Origin of the sequence: Nocardioides sp. S-1144 (assembly GCF_005954645.2) — a bacterium.
Taxonomy (GTDB): domain Bacteria; phylum Actinomycetota; class Actinomycetes; order Propionibacteriales; family Nocardioidaceae; genus Nocardioides; species Nocardioides dongxiaopingii.
This window is the reverse complement of sequence record NZ_CP040695.2, coordinates 1,789,208-1,806,671: the sequence shown is the minus strand read 5'-3', so window position 1 is coordinate 1,806,671 and position 17,464 is coordinate 1,789,208. Positions and strand designations below refer to the sequence as shown.

Genomic DNA, 17,464 nt, shown 5'->3' with positions numbered 1-17,464 from the left:
GTGCCCCGCTCACCGGCCCTCCCCCAGCACGCTGGCCGCCAGGACGCCGGGCAGCTCGGCCATCCGCCGGACCCGCAGCATCCGCGCGGGGCCCGCGCCGAGGTCGCGCGGCGGGTCGTCGCGGGACTCGCCCGGCACCCGCCCGGTCGCCAGCCCGAGGAACCGGACGTCGTCGGCGAACGCCGCGCGGCAGCCCTGCACGCGCTGCGGGGCACCGAGCACCCCCGACACCACGACGAGCTGGCTGGAGCCGGGCGCCATGCGGGACGCCGTCCGGGCACTCTCCTCGAGGTCGTCGGGGCCGAGCACCGCGCGGCACGAGGCGTCCAGCACGACGCCGATCGCGTCGGCACCGACGTCGGGGCCGCACACGAAGGTGAGGGTGTAGCCCTCCTCGGTCAGCCGGACGGCGACCGACGTCGCGATCGACAGCGCGAGCTCGAAGTCCTGGGCGCGGGGGTAGGACTCCTCGTGCCGGTCGACCACGATCACGACGTGGCTGCGCCGGGTGTCGTGGTACTGCCGCACGTGGAGCACCCCCGCCCGGGCCGAGGAGCGCCAGTGCACGTGCCGCAGGTCGTCGCCGGGGACGTACTCGCGCAGGGCGTGGAAGGCGAGGTCGCTCATCGAGACCTCCTCGCTCGGCGTCCCGTCGTGGTCGGGGACGTGACCGGGCGCCATCGTCTCGATCGGGGTCATCCGGGGACGCACGGCGAGGTCCGCGACGCCGGTCCAGTCGCGGTCGCGCCGGAACAGGCCGAGCGGGTCGGTGCGCCGGGCGCCGACCGGGCCGACCTGGACGATGCCGCGCTCCATCGCCGGCAGCACGACCTCCTCCTGGTGCTGCACCCCGGGCCGCAGCCGCGGCAGCCGCACGAAGCCGCGCTCGACGACGACCGCACCGGCCCGGACCGGCACCGTGACCACCGGGTGGCGCACCGACCACCGGCCCCGGTTGGTCACCCGCAGCAGGGCCCGGCCCGGCGTCCCGGCGACGGTCGAGGCGGGCCGCAGCTCGAGCTTCGCCTCGACCCGCCCGGGCGCGACCACCAGCAGGACGAGGCTGACCAGCAGCACCAGCCCGCACAGCACGGCGAGGACCTGGAGCTCGACGTACCCGCCGACCCGGCCCGCGACCGCGGCGAGCACGCCGAGCCCGCCCACCGTCCAGCCGGCCGGGGAGACCGACGAGGTCAGCGACCCCAGGAGTCGGAGCGGTTCACGCACGGTCGCGAGGCGGCGGCACGTCGCGCAGGAGCCGGTCGATGACGGCGTCGACGTGGACGCCGCCGTACTGGGCGTGCGCGTCGAGGAGGACCCGGTGGCAGAGCACGGGGTGCGCCAGGTCGTGGATGTCCTGGGGGACGACGGCGGTCCGGCCGGCGGCGGCGGCCCAGACCTTGGTCACCCGGATGAGGGCCAGGCAGCCGCGCGCGGAGAGCCCGAGCTTGACCTGGTCGGCCTCGCGGGAGGCCTCGGCGAGCTCGCGGACGTAGCGGATCAGCGACCGGTCGACGTGCACCTCGGCCGCCGCGGCGGCCAGGTCGGCGACGTCGGCGCGGCTGAGGACCGGCTTCACCAGGCTCGCGCGGTCGCGGACCCCGGCGTCCATGAGCAGCTGCTCGGTCGCCTCGGCGCCGGGGTGGCCCACGGAGGTCTTCATGAGGAAGCGGTCGAGCTGGGCCTCGGGCAGCTGGTAGGTGCCGGCCTGCTCGATCGGGTTCTGCGTGGCGATCACCATGAACGGCCGGGGCACGTCGTGGGTGGTGCCGTCGACGGTGACGTGACCCTCCTCCATCACCTCGAGCAGGGCCGACTGCGTCTTCGGGGAGGCCCGGTTGATCTCGTCGGCGAGCACGATGTCGTGGAAGATCGGCCCCTCGTGAAAGGAGAAGGTGCCCTTGTGCTGGTCGTAGACCGTCACCCCGGTGACGTCGGTCGGGAGCAGGTCGGGGGTGAACTGGATCCGCGCGTGGCTGCCCTCGACGGAGTTGGCCAGGGCGCGGGCCAGCATGGTCTTCCCGGTGCCCGGGAGGTCCTCGAGGAGCAGGTGGCCCTCGGCGAGCAGGCAGGTCACCGCGAGGCGGACCACCCGGTCCTTGCCGAGCAGCGCCAGCCCCATGTTGTCGACGACGTCGGTGAAGACGCGCTGGAACCGCGACGCCTGGTCAGGGCTGAGTGTCACCGTGGAGCTCCCTCCCGGACAGGAGCCGGGCTCAGGCGTCCGTGGTCGTCTTGTCGGCGTAGACGTCGTCGGCGACGGCGTGGTCGGTGCGGCGCCCCTCGCGCAGGACGAGCAGGATGCCGGCGACCAGGGCCAGGAGCCCGCCGACCAGGCCGATGATCGGGATCCACTTGGTCACCAGGGCCAGCGACGTCGCGTTGCTCTCGGCGTCGTCGACGTTGGTCTGCTGCTGGTCCTCGGTGAAGGCCAGCTGCAGCTCGAGGGCCTGGGTGGCCTCGGCGCCCGAGCCGATGTAGCGCTCCTGGTCGTCGGTCTGGTGGATGATCGCGCCGGTCACCGGGTCGACGTAGATCTCCTTGGTGCTGCTGTAGGTGCCCTCGACGCCCTCGGCGACCTCGATCGGGGCGTCCTCGACGACCACGCGGTAGACGTAGGTCTTGAGCCCCAGGATGTCCTGCTCGCGGTCGTAGGCGGCCGTGACCGAGACACCGGCGGTGCCGTCCCAGTACTCGTAGTCCTTCTTCTCGGCGTCGAAGGGCCACTTGTTCTGCAGGCCGCGCGGCTGCGGGCTGCCCTCGGGCAGGTAGCTGCCGTTGTCGACCGACAGCGCGGTGTCGCGGTCGGTGGCGAACAGGCTGGTGCTGGCGGAGAGGAGGCGGTCGTCGTCGCCGTCGAGGCAGTCGGGCACGTCGCCCTCGTCCTTCATCAGGCAGGAGGTGCTGACGAAGACCGCGACGTCGTCGTCGGAGGCGTCGGTGTCGACCTTGGTGATGCTGGAGGCGACGACCGGTCCGACCGTGATCTGGCCGGTGGCGGTGTCGACCCGGCCGCCCTCGCCGGAGAGGTGGGTCACCGAGTCCACGTCGACCGGGGTCTTCTTCACCACGCCGGGGGCCCAGACGAGGGCCACCAGACCGGCCACGAGCAGGAACCCGCCGAGTGCGATCAGCACTCGACCAAGGATGGTGCGCACCTAATGTCTCCTCACGCGTCACACGAATGTCGCCGAACCGTAACGCATCCCTACCGGCAAGTACATGGAACCGGGGATGCCGCGCCGGTCTACCTCCGACGGAGCACGAGAGCCAGGTTCCAGGTGGCCAGCTCGCGCACCACCGGCACCCGCAGCAGCCACCACGACCAGGCCGGGTTGTAGCGCGGGAGCACCTCGACGACGTCGGCGAGGTCCTGGCGGCGCGACCACTCGAGGGCCTCGGCCACGGTGACCTTGAACAGCGACTCGCCGTACCTGTTCTTCGGCTCCCGGCCGTGCTTGCGCCGGTAGCGGGCGCGCGCCCGGCGCCCACCGAGGTAGTGCCAGGGCGCCGTCTCGTGCCCGCCCCACGGGCCGAACCAGACGGTGTAGCTGAGGAACACCGTGCCGCCCGGCCGCGTCACCCGCAGCATCTCCTCGGCCATCAGCCACGGGTCGCTGACGTGCTCCAGGACGTTGGAGGAGTAGCACACGTCGAGGCTCGCGTCGCGGAACGGCAGCGCCATCCCGCTGCCGAGCACCGTGCCGGGTGGCATCTCGCCGAGCCCGGAGAGCTCGCCGACGTCGGCGTCGAGGGCGACGTAGCGGGCCCCGGCCGCGGTGAAGGCGTCGCGGAAGTAGCCCGGTCCCCCGCCGACGTCGAGCAGCAGGGCGCCGTCGAGGTCGGCGTAGCCGCTGAGCTGCTCCACCGAGTCGCGGGCCAGCGCGGTGTAGAACCGCGGCGGGTCGGGCTGCTCGTGGCGGAACGCGCGCAGCAGCGCCACCGAGCGGCGCAGGGTGGAGCGACGTCTCGTCGGCGACGTGGCGCGCCCGGGGATCCAGCTCACGCCGCGAAGACTAGGTGGTGATGCCCTACGGTTCGCGGATGCACCCGCTCGACGACCTCGCCGGCAAGCACGTGGTGTTCCTCAGCTGGCGCGACACCCGCAACCCCGAGGGCGGTGGCGCCGAGCGCTACCTGGAGAAGGTCGCCGGCGGCCTGGCCGCGCTGGGGTGCCGCGTGACCATCCTGTGCGCGGCCCACGCCGCCGCGCCGCCCGACGAGACCGTCGACGGCGTCCACTACGTGCGCCGGGGCTCGAAGATCACCGTCTACCTGCGCGGCATGCTCGCCCTGGCGACCCGCCGCCTGGGCCGCGTCGACCTCGTCGTCGACGTGCAGAACGGGCTCCCGTTCTTCTCGCGCCTGGTGACGCGGGCGCCGGTGGTGGTGCTCGTGCACCACGTGCACCGCGAGCAGTGGGGCGTACTGTTCGGCCCCCTGATGGCCCGGGTCGGGTGGTGGATCGAGCGGCGCTTCGCGCCCTGGCTCTACCGACGCTGCCAGTACGTCGCGGTCTCGCGGGCCACCCGCGCGGAGCTCGCCGAGCTCGGCGTCGACCCGCGCCGGGTCGCGGTCGTGCACAACGGCACCGACCGCGTCGTCCGCGTGGACGAGACCAAGGCGCCCGAGCCGACGATCGCCGTCGTCGGGCGGCTCGTGCCCCACAAGCAGGTCGAGCACGCCGTCGACGCCGTGGTCGCGCTGCGCGCAGAGCACCCCGGCATCCACCTCGAGGTGGTCGGCAACGGGTGGTTGGGAGGCGAACCTCCACGAGTACGTCGCCGAGCGCGGCGCGACCTGGTGACCTTCCACGGCCACGTCGAGGAGCACACCAAGCACGAGGTGTACGCCCGCTCCTGGCTGCTCGCCCTGCCCTCGATCAAGGAGGGCTGGGGCCTGGTCATCGGCGAGGCCGCGATGCACGCGACGCCGACGGTCGCCTACTCCTCGGCCGGCGGCACCCGCGAGTCGGTGCGGGCCGACGTGACCGGCCTCCTCGTCGACGACCAGGACGGGCTCACCGCGGCCATCGACCGGCTCGTGCGCGACCACGACCTGCGGGCCCGGCTCGGCACGGCGGCGCTGGCGATGAGCCACTCCTACACGTGGGAGCACGCACAGGAGTCGTTCGGCGTCGTGGTCCTCGCCGCCCTGGAGGGACGCGTAATCGACGCTCAGGACCCCGACGAGGGGGCCTGAGCGTCGGACGACCAGTGGTGGTGGAGCGGGTGCTACTCGCCGTACTCGACGACGGGCTTCTCCACGCTGACCGGCGACTTGTCAGGCGCGGCCGTCTGGCTGCTGACGAGTCCCACGATCCCGGCCGCGCCCACGGCGCCGCCCACGACCATCGTCGCGATCAGAGTCACAATGCTGCTGGTTCCCACGTGATGCCCTCCTAGTCGGAGGCTCACCGTAGCACCGCGCGCCGTCCCGACCGGGATTTTCCACGGTCGGTGTGCGGGGACCGCGTCGGCGGGCGGCCACCAGCACGAGTCCGGTGGCCAGGCAGCCCAGGAAGGCGGCCCAGGCCGCCCCCATCCCGACGTCCCACGTGGTGCGTCGCACCGGGTCGGCGGGCTCGTCGAGGGCCACGACCCGCAGGTCGCCGTCGAGGAGCACGCGACCCGCGACCTCCGGGGCGTCGCCGACGGCGGTCGTGTCGGTGACCACCACGCCGATCCCCTCCCCGGCCAGTGCGGTGGCCCGCTCCTCCGGCGTCTCCTGCGCCAGGGCGCGACGCACGTCGGCGACGCGCGGGTCCTCCCCCGGCAGCGTCGTCCCGCCGACCACCAGCTCGTCGCTGGCCACGTAGTTGCGGGGCAGGTAGCGCCACACCGGGTCGAGCACCTTGCGGTCCTCGTTCCACGACGGCTGGCGGTAGCTCGACAGCGGCAGGCTCACGAGGTCGCCGGCCCCGTCCGCAGCCCCGGGGCCGGTCACCGCCCGGGCCGCCTCGTAGGACTCCGGGAAGGAGACGGCGCCGAGCCGCCCCCCGGCGCCCAGCAGGGCACCGGGCAGGAGGACGACGGGCAGCACCACGAGCACCGGTGCGAACACCACGCGTGAGCCCGGCTCGGGCGCCAGCACCCGCAGGGCGGGCTCGGTGCCGTGCGCGACGAGCACCACCAGGAGGGGTGCGCAGAGCACCAGCACGCGCGCGCCGTCACGGAACAGGCCGGCCCCGGGCACGGTGCTGAACAACCAGCCCGCGGCGTCCGGCGCCGCCCACGTCGACACGGCGAGCACGAAGCCCAGGCCCCACATCACCACGAGGGCCACGGCGTCCCGGCGCTCGGAGGTGCGCCACCAGCGCCGCGCACCGGCCGCGGCCAGCACCAGCAGCGCCACGGTGGCGACCCAGCCGAGCAGGCCGGCGCGGGCGTCGGGCACGACCTCGGAGTTCCAGATGCCGCCCAGCGTGAGCGCGGCGACCGGGGCGGGGACGCTGCCCTCGTCGGCCAGCGCGAAGGCCTCCGCCCCGCTGCCCGCCGTCGTCGCGTTCGCGGCGTGCAGGAGCCCGGCGACGAACCACGGGGCGTTGGCGGCCGCGGCCAGCGCCACCACCCGCACCAGGTGCCCGGGCCGCCGGGTCGCCGCGACCAGCACCAGGACGACGCCCGCCGCGACCCCGGCGCTGGCGCTGAGCGAGGCCACCGGGAGCAGGACGCACAGAACCACCGGGAGCCGCCCCGTGCGCCGCCAGGTCCGGGCCGCCACGACGATCCACGGCAGGGCGGCGTAGCCCAGCAGCACCGGCCAGTGCCCGATCAGGAGGCGCTCGACCACCAGCGGGTTCCACTGGTAGACGCTGACGGCGACGAGCCGGCCCGACAGCGGCAGCCCCGCGAGCAGGTGCGCGGCCCCGGTGCCGGCGCCGACCAGGGCCGCGAGCAGCACGAGCTTCTGCAGGAGCTCGCCGGGCACGGCCTCGTCGAGGACGGCGACCACCGCGTCGCTCGGCACCGCGCGCGGCAGCCCGCTCGCGAGGCCGAGGAAGTCCGCGCGCAGCACGAGGTCGGGGACCCACACCATGTCGTAGGTGAGCACGAACCCCCGGCCGAGCGCCGGACCGAGCATGAGCAGCGCCAGCACCACCGACCAGGCGTGGGGCAGGACGTCGCGCACCAGCGCCCCCCGCCGCACGTGTCTGGCCACGAGCGCGATCCAACCACGGGTCCGGTGCCGTGGCGCGCGCGTGGCGCACGACACGATGGCCTAGGGTCCACCGGTGCCCAGTCCCGCGACCACCGACGGTGGCACCGGCCTGCGCGGCAGCGCCGGCATCGCGGTCGCGATGCTGGTGATGAACGTCGCGACGTACGGCTTCCAGGTCGTCTCGGCCCGTCTCCTCGGGCCGGCCGAGTACGGCGCGGTGGCCGGTCTGATGGCGTTCCTGCTCGTGCTGTCGGTGCCGCAGCTGGGGCTGCAGGCCACCGCGGCCCGCCGCATCGCCGCCGACGACGACCACGCCCAGGCCGTCGAGCGGTCGATCCTGCGCCTCTCCTACAGGGTCGCGCTGGTGATCAGCCTGGCCGCCCTGGCCGCCACCCCGCTGGTGGCGCACCTGCTGCGTCTCGACAGCCTCTGGCCCGCCGTCCTGGTGGCCCTCGCGGCCGGCCCGCTCACGGTGATGGGCGGGCAGGCCGGCGTCCTCCAGGGCGAGCGGCGCTGGCGCTCGCTCGGGCTGCTCTACCTGGCCATGGGGCTCCCCCGGCTCGTCCTGGGCTGCGTGTTCGTCGCGGTCAGCCCCACGGCGACCGCGGCGATGCTCGCCGTCCTGGTCGGCCTGCTCGCCCCGGTCGCCGTCGGCACGGTCGCGCTGCGCCGGCCCCGCGCGGGCACCGAGCCCGACGCCGACGCCGCGCCCGCCCGCCGGGTGCTGGCCGAGATCGCCACCAGCTCGGTGGTGCTGCTCGCGTTCTTCGTGCTCCAGAACGTCGACATCCTCATCGCCCGCCGCACCCTCGACGAGCACACCGCCGGGCTCTACGCCGGCGGCCTGATCGTCACCAAGGCGGTGCTGTTCCTCCCCCAGTTCGTCATCGTCGTGCTCTTCCCGTCGATGTCGGCGCACGCCTCGCGCCGCGCCGCGCTCGTGCGCGGGCTGCTCGTGCTGGCCGGCACCGGCGTCGTGTGCACCCTCGGCGGCTACCTCCTCAGCCCGGTGGCCCTGGTGTTCGTCGGCGGCGCCGAGTACGCCGAGGTCGAGACCCGGTTGTGGCTCTTCGCGCTGCTCGGCATCCTGCTCGCCACCCTGCAGCTGCTCGTCTACTCCGCGCTCGGACGCCAGAGCCACCGCTCGACGTACCTGATCTGGGCCGGCGTCGCCGTCATCGTGGTCGCCGGCATGCTCGCCGGCAGCCTGACCGGGCTGGCGGCGGCCGTCGGCGCCGTCGACGCCGTCCTGGTCGTCGTCCTGACGGCCCTGGCGCTGCGCGAGGTCAGCCGCCCCGACCGGGCCGGCGACCCGTCGCGGCTCGACTGAACCGGGCCGCCGCGCCGACCGGTAGCCTGCCGCCTGTGATCCCCAGGCGTCGTTCCCGTGTCGTCCCCGTCCCTGCGCCTGACGAGCAGTTCGAGCACGCCTGGGCGGTGGCCGACAAGATCCCCGGCTGGCTGACCCGCGAGCAGGCCAGGCTGCTCCACGACGAGGCGCTGAGGCTTCCCCCCGGGGCGACGATGCTCGAGATCGGCAGCCACCAGGGCCGCTCGACGGTCGTGCTCGGCCAGGTCGCCCGTGCCGGGGGCGGCACCGTGATCGCCATCGACCCCTTCGTCGAGGGCCGCCTGTTCGGCGGCACACCGACCAGGACCAAGTTCCTCCGGCACCTCGAGGAGGCCGACGTCGTCGACGTCGTCCGGCACGTGGAGGACTACTCCACCCGGGCCCGCCCCGGCTGGGACGAGGGCTTCGACTACCTCTACATCGACGGCAAGCACGACTTCTGGACCTTCAGCGACGACCTGCGCTGGCGCTCGTTCCTCCCGCGCGGTGCCTCGGTCCTGGTGCACGACGCCTACTCCTCGATCGGCGTCACCCTCGGCATCCTGGTGCGGGTGCTCTTCGCCCGTGACCTCACCTACGTGCGGCGTGAGGGGTCCATGGCGCTGTTCCGGACGGCTCGGCCGCGCCTGGCCGACCGGGTGCGCATCGTGCGCGAGGTGCCGTGGTGGCTGCGCAACGTCGGCATCAAGGTGCTGCTGCGCCTGCGCCTGCGTCCGGTGGCCCGTCTCGTCGGCCACGACTCGCCGTACGACCCGTACTGACCCCGACCGCCGCGCGGCCGTCGCCCGGCACCGCACTCCGGCGCAGGACCCCGGCGTCCGGCTCAGGCGTCCGGCTCAGGCGCAGGGCTCAGGCGAAGAACCTGTCGGCGATCGCGGCGAGCAGCCCCGCGTGTTCCTGCGCGTCGAGCTCGCGGCGCCGCGTCCGCAGCGAGAGGGTCGTGGTGGTGTCGGTGGAGGCCAGACCGACGGCGACCGCCCGCGGACCGCTCGTGGCGGGGTACATCGCCAGCGACGCGACGCCGTCCGCCTCGACGAGGCCGAGGTTGCTCAGGATGGCCGTCGAGCCCAGCCGCTTGCGGAGCAGCCGGGCGACGACCGGGCCGGCACCCTTGGCCGACGTCTCGGGGAAGTCGGGCTCCGGCCGGAGGCTGGCGATGAGCGGGCCCAGCGCCGTGCGGTCGTGCCCGGGACCCACCCGCAGCCGCAGGTAGGCCGTCTGCCGGTCGGCCGTGGGCAGGTCGGTCGTGCGTCGCGAGGCCCCGATGACGACGACGGAGCGGCGACGGTCGCGGGTCGGCGCGTCGTCGTGGGCCGCCAGCACCGCGCGAGCCAGGTCGGAGGTGCCCCGAGCGACGCGCGGTCGGGTGACCGCGGTGAGGTCCTCGGCCGCCGAGGTCGCGTCACCGACTCCCGGGAAGCGGCTCGGCGGGTCCACGACGGCCTCGCCGAGCCGGCGCAGGCTCGACGCCAGGAAGCCGTGCGGCGCTGCCCGGTCGCCGATCCCGCGGGCCCGGGTGCGCAGGTCCCGACCCAGGGCCGCACCGGCGACGGCGAGGAGGCCGAGCCCGTCGACGGCCCCGTGGTGGGCACCGACGACGAGGCCGGTGCCGTCCGCGGTCAGCGCCAGCCGCACCAGGGGTGCCCCCGGTCCGTAGGGGGCCGCCGCGACCTCGGCCCGCGCGGCGGCCCACGCGGCGGTGTCGTGTCCGGACACCGGCGGCGGTGCGCCGAGGTGGGGCTCGCGGGCGCACAGGTCGGCCACCCGCCGCGCGACGTCGTCGGCTTCTAGGGGGGCGAGCAGGCGCACCTCGACGCAGATCCCCCACGTCGTGTCGGGGTCGCCGTAGAGACCGACGACCTCCTGGGCGTCGCGCACCGAGTCCGGACCGGCGGGCCGGTCGCGCTTGAACGGGCGCACGGTGGCACTCCAGGGGTCGAGGGGTACAGGACGCGGCACCCTACCGCGGCGGCCCGGGTCAGGAGCCGCTGCGCGCCACCGGGAACCCGACGGCCAGGCCCGTGACGCACACGGTGCCCGCGGGTCGCTCGGCCCCGTCCACCGCGCCGGTCGAGGAGACCTCCTCCTCGAGGTTCAGGGTCACCGCGTCCACCTCCCCGCGGAGGACGACCTGGAGCACGCCGGCCGCCCGGAGCGGCCCGGCCACGCTCGTGTCGCCGCCGCTGATCCCGAGGGTGCCCCGCACCGAGGTGAAGTAGGAGATCCGGGCGACCATCGTCTCGCCGTCGACCTCGTCCTCGAGCGGGATCCGCACCGGCCGCTCGCCGACGGCGTACCCGCAGGCGTCGTCGGCCGCCGCGGGGCGCATCGACTCACCGCCCAGGAGCTCGACGGGCTGGAGCCGGCCGTCGGTGTCGGCGATCCGCAGGTCGTGGCTGGGCAGGTTGAACAGCGGTTGCTCGGGAGCCAGACCGACGACGGTCGAGACCCGCGCGTCGCTGCCGAACCAGAAGGTCATCACGTCGTCCGGCGGGGGCGTGTCCACGATCACCGCGTCCGGCTGGCTCCGAATCTCCTGGCGGAGGGTCTGGACGAAGCCCCGGTCGGCGGTGTTGAGGGTGTGCGGCGCGATGACGTCCATCGTCACCACGGCCGAGACCGCGTACGCGGCGGTCACCAGCACGACCGCCCCCCGACGCCGGCGCGACGGCCGAGCCGGCGGGCGGTCCACCTCGGGCGCCCGCTCGACCTCACGCAGCACGAGCCCGAGGGCGACGACGAGGACCGGGACGATGTCGGCGGCGTAGCGCGGCGACAGCGCCAGGGCGGCGCCCAGCGCCGTGCGCCCCGCGAACAGGACGGCGACGTCGGCGACCACGTAGGTGAGGAGGAGCAACCAGCCCCAGCCGACCGAGCGGCCACCGCGACGCAGGGACCAGACCACGAGGGCGAGCAGCACCAGCCACGCCACCACGACGGCGTACACCTGTGGCAGCAGGATCACGTCGCTGAGCACGTCCGGCGTCCACGGCCCGCCGACCAGGCCGGGTATCGCGGTCCGCACCACGAAGTTCCAGATGAGCTCGACGGCACCGCCCGACGACCCGACGTCGCTCGTCTCGATCGGCGCGAGCGCCCGGTGGGCGACGAGGTAGGCGAGCACCACCGCGATCAGGACCAGCCACAGCCCACGGCGTGCGCGCCAGGCCTCGGCCACGGCGCGCCGCCCCCGTGAGGGTGCGTGGGCCGCCGCGACGAACCCGAGGACCAGCGGGAGCAGGGCGGCCCGCTCCTGGAACTGCAGGCCGACCACGAGCGCGACCACGATGACGACCGGGGCCCACCGCCGCCGGTCCTGCAGGTGCACCAGGAGGGCCCACGTGCCGCCGAGCACGGCGATGCTGGTCGGCAGGAAGCCGATGGCGGCCGCCCACCACGCCGTCGGCCACCAGGTCAGGGGGCAGAACAGGGCCACCGCGAGCACCGGCAGCCGCAGGGACGACCCCGGGACCAGGCGGCACAGCACGAGCCAGGCGAGCACCGCCGCCACCAGCTGCATCAGCATGATCTCGACGGCGAAGACCGGCCAGTCGAGGGGCCCGAGCCGGGCGTTGGCCCACGCCAGCACGAAGTTGCCCGGCCACACGTGGCCGGAGTACTCCTGGAACAGCATCTCGGCCGACATCGGCGCCCGGCCGATCCGCGTCATCTGGAAGTCGTCCTGGGTCAGGAAGCCGTCGGCGAGGAGCACGCCCCGCCAGGTCGTCTGCACGACGACCATCGCCAGGGCGATGAGTCCGGCGGCGTCGCGCCACGGCGCGGGCAGCCGCTCACGGAACCAGGACACGGTCCACCTCCTCGCTCGCGCGCGGCTCCGGCCGGCGACGGCCCGGGCCGACCAGCAGCGCGAACCCGACACAGCCGACCCCGGCGCCGGCGACGACGTCGCAGAGCAGCGGCGGCAGCCCGGGGGTCGTCGTCGCGACGAACCCCGCGGCGACCCCCGCGGCACCGACGAGCAGCGCACCGACGAGGCCCGGGTCCCCCAGGAACCGCCGAGCGACGACGCCGACGAGGAGGCCGAGGAGGAGCGCCGGCCCACCGAGCACCGCCAGCGCCACGGCGCCGGCCACCACCCAGGCGGTGCGTGGGCGGTGCTGGTCTGCCACCGTCAGCACCGCGGTCCGCTCGGCGACCTCGCTGCGGGTCCTCACGGACCGGCGCCGGTCGGCCCGCAGCCCCCGCACCAGCGCCAGCACGAGCGCCAGCGCGCCGAGCAGCCCGGCCAGCAGCGCGAGGCGGTAGGTGGTGCCGGGCCCGAAGTCCAGGTCGACGTCGCCGCCGTCGCCCGCGGGCACGACGAAGCCCTGCTTCCACCCGTCGACCCGGACCGGCTCGAGGGCGGTCCCGTCCAGCGAGGCCGCCCAGCCGGGGTTGAAGTTCTCGTTGACGACGAGCAGCCGCTCGGGTCCGGGGTCGAGTCGCACCGTGCGGCTCGTGCTCCCCCACGAGCCGACGACCGGCCGGTCCGCCTGGGACGTCGCTGCGGTGTCCGGCTGCGCGCTGGGTCGCAGCACCACCGAGGCCGGGGCGAACTGCGCCGTCGAGACGACGCCGAGCCGGTGGGTGCCGGCGTCGACGGGGATCGGTGCGCCACAGGACTCCAGGCGCAGGGCCGTGCCGTCCACCACGTCGCCGATCACCCCGGTGACCCGGGTCGGGTGCACGACACCGTCCACGACGACCTCGGGCCCCAGGCCGCAGATGGCTCCGGTCGGGCTCGTGCGGTCCAGGGGCTCGACCAGCGACTGCAGTGCCGGCGCGGTGACCTCGGCGACGCCGAGGGGGCGCGTCGAGTCCGGCTGGGCGTCGAAGCGCACCTCCACCGACCGGGCTCGCAGCGGCTCGAACTCCGCGATCCCACGGCTGAGGTCGACCTCCCGGGTCTCGCCGCCGGCCACGAGGGTGGCGGTCGTCGGCGGCGCCATGCTGTCGGGGGCGGCGACCACGCGCAGCTCGTCGAGCAGGACGGGCCGGCCCCAGGAGAGGCGGAGGGTGGGCTCGTCGTCGCCCTGGCCCGCGGCCCAGAACGTCGCGGGGTCGGCGTCGGCGGCGAGCTGGGGAGCGACCCCCGGCTCGCCGAGGTAGACCGACGAGGCGGAGGCCTGCACGCCACCGAACGGCGTGAGCAGCCGCTGGGCGCCCTCGGTCGTGCGGGCCACCACGGTGCCCGACACGCGCCACGAGGCCGCTCCGTCGAGGCTCAGGGTCCGGAACAGCCCGGACTCCTCGTCGCTGGTCCGGCTGCCGGTGACCGGCCAGCAGTTGCTGCCCAGGCCGGCGTCCAGGCAGGTGCGTCGGTGGGCCCGGGCCTTGAGCACGAAGGTCGTGTCGCCGTCCGCCCCGGTGTCGGGCAGCACCAGGGAGCGGTCGGCCACGAGACCCGGGAGCGCCACCTCGTTGATGGCCACGACGCCCTGGCCGCCCTGCGAGGCGTCGCCGCGGGTCTCCTCCACCGTCACCCGCAGCCGGTCGAAGGTGCCGCTCAGCCGGGCCGCGGCGATCCCCGTCTCCGGGTCGACCGGGATGGTGACGTCGTTGTCCCCCGCGGTCACGCGCACCCGCAGGAGGTCGACGCCGCCGGTGTCGAGCGGGCGGGTGCTGAGGGTGACGCTCGAGGCGGCCACCGGCTGCTCGAACCGCGCCTCGACCCACTGTCCCTCGGGCTCCAGCAGCGGCGCGGACTGCCAGTAGGTCGCGTCGACCCCGTCGAAGGCCTGGTACGGGGCGTTGTCCGGGCGGGACTCGCCGAAGCTGTCGCTGTAGGCCGAGGACGAGGACGCGGTGATGGTCGAGAAGGCGCCGCCGTACTCGGCGTGGACGAGCGGCGTCGACTCGGGACCGGCGAAGTCGTAGGCGGCCCGCCGATACCGGTGCGGCTCGTCGAGGGTCATCACGGGACCGGTCGCCTCCAGCGCACCGAAGCCGCGCTCGCGCTTGCGCAGCCCGTCGCCGACGATGTCCGGGTGGTCCGCGGCCCAGCCGCGCTCCCCCTCCACCACCACCGGCGTCTCCGGGTCGAGGACGCCGGCCTCCATCGCGGTCAGGACGTCCTCGGAGCTGCCGGACAGGGTCGGCACCTGCGCCGTCGGCACCGTCACGACCCGGCTCGCCTCGGGCTCGACCTCGAGCACGTCGATCAGCGACTGCCCACCGAGGTCTCCGGTGCTGCCGAACCCGGCGACCTTGCGCAGGCCCGGCGACCGGCTCAGGGCGAGGTCGAGCCGCCCGAGGTCCGTGATGCCCCCGGCGGCCGGGTCGAGGTCGCGGCGGACCACGACGTACTCGATGCCGGAGCGGGCCAGCAGCTCCGCGAGCGCCGGCGAACCGCGCCCGTCGGCCACCCGCTCCTGCACGGCGTCGAGCAGCCGGATGGTCGGCCCCGGCGTCAGCGGCACCTGGCTGCGGGTCACCCACGGCGTCCGGGCCACCCCCTGCATCGGCTCGTCGATCGTCTCTCCCCAGGTCTGCAGCCCGAAGCCGGACCCGGGGAGGATCAGGGCGCTCCCGGTCCCGTCGACCCCGTCGAGGAAGGCGGCCGTCTCGAACCACGGGTCCGGCACCGCCTCCCAGCCGTCCTTCCTCATCTGACCGGTCCACAGCGGCTGGGCCGACACGAGCAGCAGGACCAGGACGAGGGCGTTCGCGAGCGGGGCGAAGGTCGCCAGGCGCGGCACGCGGACGTCGGTCCACCGGGCCGCGAGGTGGGCCAGCCCCAGGGCGAGCGGGAGACGGAGGAGCGGGTCGACCTTGTGGACGTTGCGCAGCATGGCCAGGGAGCCGTCCAGCAGCACCTGCACGGGCCCCTGGAGCGGTGAGGCCAGGGAGCCGTCCCGCGGCAGCGTCAGGCACAGCGCTCCCAGCAGGAAGCTGGCCAGGAACGCCCGCCGGAACGGCATCGTGGACCTGGTGAGGCCCCACAGGCCCAGTGCCGCCACGACGGCGGTGGCCCCGATGAGCAGGGGTGACAGCGCGATGTCGTAGGCGCCGGGCCACCAGGGCTCGCCGGCCACGTCGAAGTAGCCGACCCAGTGGTCGGCACCGCGGGTGACGTTGGTCCAGCCCAGGGGTCGGACCACGGCGCTTGACGTCTCGATGTAGTCCAGGAACGGTGGGCTGAACCGACCGAGGACGAGCAGCGGGAGGGCCCACCAGGCGCTCGCGAGCACGACGGCGCCCAGCCACCACCGCAGGAGGTCCCGGCCGCCGGGGAGCCGGACCCCGGCGACGACGACGAGGAAGACCACGGGGAGCGTGGCGAGGTTCCCGACCGCGTTCACGCCACCGAGGAACAGCATCGCGACACCCGAGGCGGCGGCGGCCGTCTTCGGCGAGAGACGACCCCGGTGCGCCAGCACGACGGGCAGCACCACCCACGGCAGGACGGCAGTGGGCAGGACCTCCCCGGTGAGGACGCCGTCGAGGCCCAGGATCCGCGGGGCGCAGGCGTAGGCGGCGCCACCGAGCCAGGCGGCCCAGGCCGAGCAGCCCGGCATCAGCGCGCCGACCAGCCGCCGGCAGCCCTCGAAGGCGACGACCAGCACGAGTCCGCTCCACAGGCGCTGCGTGACCCAGTCGGGCAGACCCGCGACCTCGCCCAGGAGGAAGAAGGTCCCCTGCGGGAACAGGTAGCCGTAGGCCTGGTTCTGCAGCTCCCCGAACGAGGATCCCGGGTTCCACAACGTGGTGCTGCGGGCGAGGAACGCCCCGGGGTCGGCGGTGAGGTCGAACTTGGTGTCGAAGGTGGTCGACCCCGGTTGCTGGAGGAACGACATCGCCATCAGCCAGGCGTGGGTCAGGTACAGGGGCCAGGCATCGGCGAGACGCCGACGAACCTCCCGCGACCTGGTTCGGCCCTCGATGTCGCTCTCCTTCGTGTGAACGAGGGCACACGGTACCCGGTAGTGTGCGCCCGTGATCCTCGGTCCTGGCTGTCTGCCCGTGGACCGTGCCGCCCACCGGTCCGCGGGGGTCCCGGCCGTGCGACCCGCACCGGTCCGGTGACCGACGCACCTCCGGCTCCGGGCACCCGCGGTCGCGTGGGCGCGCTGGTCGCCGGCGTCCGGCCGCGACAGTGGAGCAAGAACCTCCTGGTCCTCGGCGCGCCCCTGATGGCGGGCCGGCTCGACGAGCGGGACGTGCTCGTCAACTCGCTGGTCGCGGTGGTGGCCTACTGCCTCGGAGCCTCGGGGGTCTACCTCGTCAACGACGCCCTCGACGTCGAGGCCGACCGGCGGCACCCGGTGAAGCGGCTGCGCCCGGTGGCCTCGGGCGACCTGGGGGTGCGGACGGCGATCGCGTGCGGCGCCGTGCTCCAGGTCCTGGCCGTCGGGGCCGCCCTCGTCTCGGGCCTGCCGCTGGCGGCGGTCGTCGCGAGCTACCTGGTCATCAGCCTGGCCTACTCGCTGTTCCTCAAGCACGAGCCCGTGCTCGACATCGCCGTCGTCGCCAGCGGCTTCCTGCTGCGGGCGGTCGCGGGCGGCGTCGCCTCCGGGATCCCGCTCTCGCAGTGGTTCCTGCTGTGCGCGAGCTTCGGCTCGCTGTTCATGGCAGCGGGCAAGCGCTACGCCGAGGCGCACCTGGACCTCGCGGGCTCGGGCCGGACCCGCCAGTCGCTGGTGCGCTACACGACGTCCTACCTGCGCTTCGTGTGGACGATGTCGGCGGGCCTGCTCATCATCGTCTACAGCCTGTGGGCCTTCGAGATCGACGACGAGCCCGGCGGGTCGACCCTCACGGTGATCTCGATCGCCCCGTTCGTCCTCGCCGTCCTGCGCTACGCCCTGGCGATCGACGCCCGCACGGCGGGCGAGCCCGAGGACATCGCCCTGACCGACCGCGTCCTGCAGGTCCTGGCGGCGACCTGGCTGGTCACCGCGGCCGGCGCCGTCTACTGGGGCCGGTAGCCCCTCGCGGACACCGCACCGCGAG

General features: G+C 74.6%; 12 protein-coding genes. 4 read left to right on the top strand and 8 right to left on the bottom strand.

What is annotated here, in order from left to right:
- Nucleotides 1-9: 9 nt before the first annotated feature.
- From FE634_RS08505 to FE634_RS08490, 4 genes are all read right to left on the bottom strand, one after another.
- The gene (locus FE634_RS08505) at nt 10-1,227 is read right to left on the bottom strand and encodes a DUF58 domain-containing protein (protein ID WP_138875632.1); all 1,218 of its coding nucleotides are present in this window, start codon (nt 1,225-1,227) and stop codon (nt 10-12) included.
- A complete protein-coding gene (locus tag FE634_RS08500) occupies nt 1,220-2,185 on the bottom strand; it encodes an AAA family ATPase (protein ID WP_137292165.1) in 966 nt (321 codons plus the stop codon). The genes FE634_RS08505 and FE634_RS08500 overlap by 8 nt, the downstream gene beginning before the upstream one ends.
- Before the next feature lie 31 nt (nt 2,186-2,216).
- Nucleotides 2,217-3,137: a DUF3068 domain-containing protein gene (locus FE634_RS08495; protein WP_170981425.1), complete on the bottom strand. Its 921-nt coding sequence runs from the start codon at nt 3,135-3,137 to the stop codon at nt 2,217-2,219.
- A 110-nt stretch (nt 3,138-3,247) separates the two neighbouring features.
- The gene (locus tag FE634_RS08490) at nt 3,248-4,006 is read right to left on the bottom strand and encodes a class I SAM-dependent methyltransferase (RefSeq protein ID WP_246060501.1); all 759 of its coding nucleotides are present in this window, start codon (nt 4,004-4,006) and stop codon (nt 3,248-3,250) included.
- A gap of 38 nt (nt 4,007-4,044) precedes the next feature.
- Here FE634_RS08490 and FE634_RS08485 point away from each other — a divergent pair, with 38 nt between their 5' ends.
- Nucleotides 4,045-5,202: a glycosyltransferase family 4 protein gene (locus FE634_RS08485; RefSeq protein ID WP_148240512.1), complete on the top strand. Its 1,158-nt coding sequence runs from the start codon at nt 4,045-4,047 to the stop codon at nt 5,200-5,202.
- Nucleotides 5,203-5,283: 81 nt separating this feature from the next.
- On the opposite strand, the gene FE634_RS08480 is transcribed toward FE634_RS08485, so the two are convergent.
- Nucleotides 5,284-7,161: a hypothetical protein gene (locus tag FE634_RS08480; protein ID WP_148240511.1), complete on the bottom strand. Its 1,878-nt coding sequence runs from the start codon at nt 7,159-7,161 to the stop codon at nt 5,284-5,286.
- A gap of 73 nt (nt 7,162-7,234) precedes the next feature.
- On the opposite strand from FE634_RS08480, the gene FE634_RS08475 reads away from it, so the two are divergent.
- Together FE634_RS08475 and FE634_RS08470 are read left to right on the top strand one after the other, a co-directional pair.
- Nucleotides 7,235-8,491: a lipopolysaccharide biosynthesis protein gene (locus FE634_RS08475; RefSeq protein ID WP_262347624.1), complete on the top strand. Its 1,257-nt coding sequence runs from the start codon at nt 7,235-7,237 to the stop codon at nt 8,489-8,491.
- A 107-nt stretch (nt 8,492-8,598) separates the two neighbouring features.
- Nucleotides 8,599-9,273 carry a class I SAM-dependent methyltransferase gene (locus FE634_RS08470; protein ID WP_138875628.1) on the top strand — a complete coding sequence of 225 codons (675 nt, stop codon included), beginning with the start codon at nt 8,599-8,601 and terminating at the stop codon, nt 9,271-9,273.
- Between the two features lie 88 nt (nt 9,274-9,361).
- Here the strand turns inward: FE634_RS08470 and FE634_RS08465 are convergent, their stop codons facing one another.
- From FE634_RS08465 to FE634_RS08455, 3 genes are read right to left on the bottom strand one after another with little or no spacing between them, the layout of a single operon-like run.
- Nucleotides 9,362-10,432: a hypothetical protein gene (locus FE634_RS08465; RefSeq protein WP_148240510.1), complete on the bottom strand. Its 1,071-nt coding sequence runs from the start codon at nt 10,430-10,432 to the stop codon at nt 9,362-9,364.
- 58 nt (nt 10,433-10,490) lie between these two features.
- Nucleotides 10,491-12,320, bottom strand: coding sequence for a hypothetical protein (locus FE634_RS20975; protein WP_187366860.1), 1,830 nt, complete (start codon nt 12,318-12,320; stop codon nt 10,491-10,493).
- Nucleotides 12,304-16,314 carry an alpha-(1->3)-arabinofuranosyltransferase domain-containing protein gene (locus FE634_RS08455; RefSeq protein WP_148240509.1) on the bottom strand — a complete coding sequence of 1,337 codons (4,011 nt, stop codon included), beginning with the start codon at nt 16,312-16,314 and terminating at the stop codon, nt 12,304-12,306. Before FE634_RS08455 ends, FE634_RS20975 begins: the two co-directional genes overlap by 17 nt.
- Before the next feature lie 219 nt (nt 16,315-16,533).
- Between FE634_RS08455 and FE634_RS08450 the strand changes: the two genes are divergently transcribed.
- Nucleotides 16,534-17,439: a decaprenyl-phosphate phosphoribosyltransferase gene (locus FE634_RS08450; RefSeq protein WP_138875624.1), complete on the top strand. Its 906-nt coding sequence runs from the start codon at nt 16,534-16,536 to the stop codon at nt 17,437-17,439.
- The last annotated feature ends 25 nt before the right edge of the window (nt 17,440-17,464 follow it).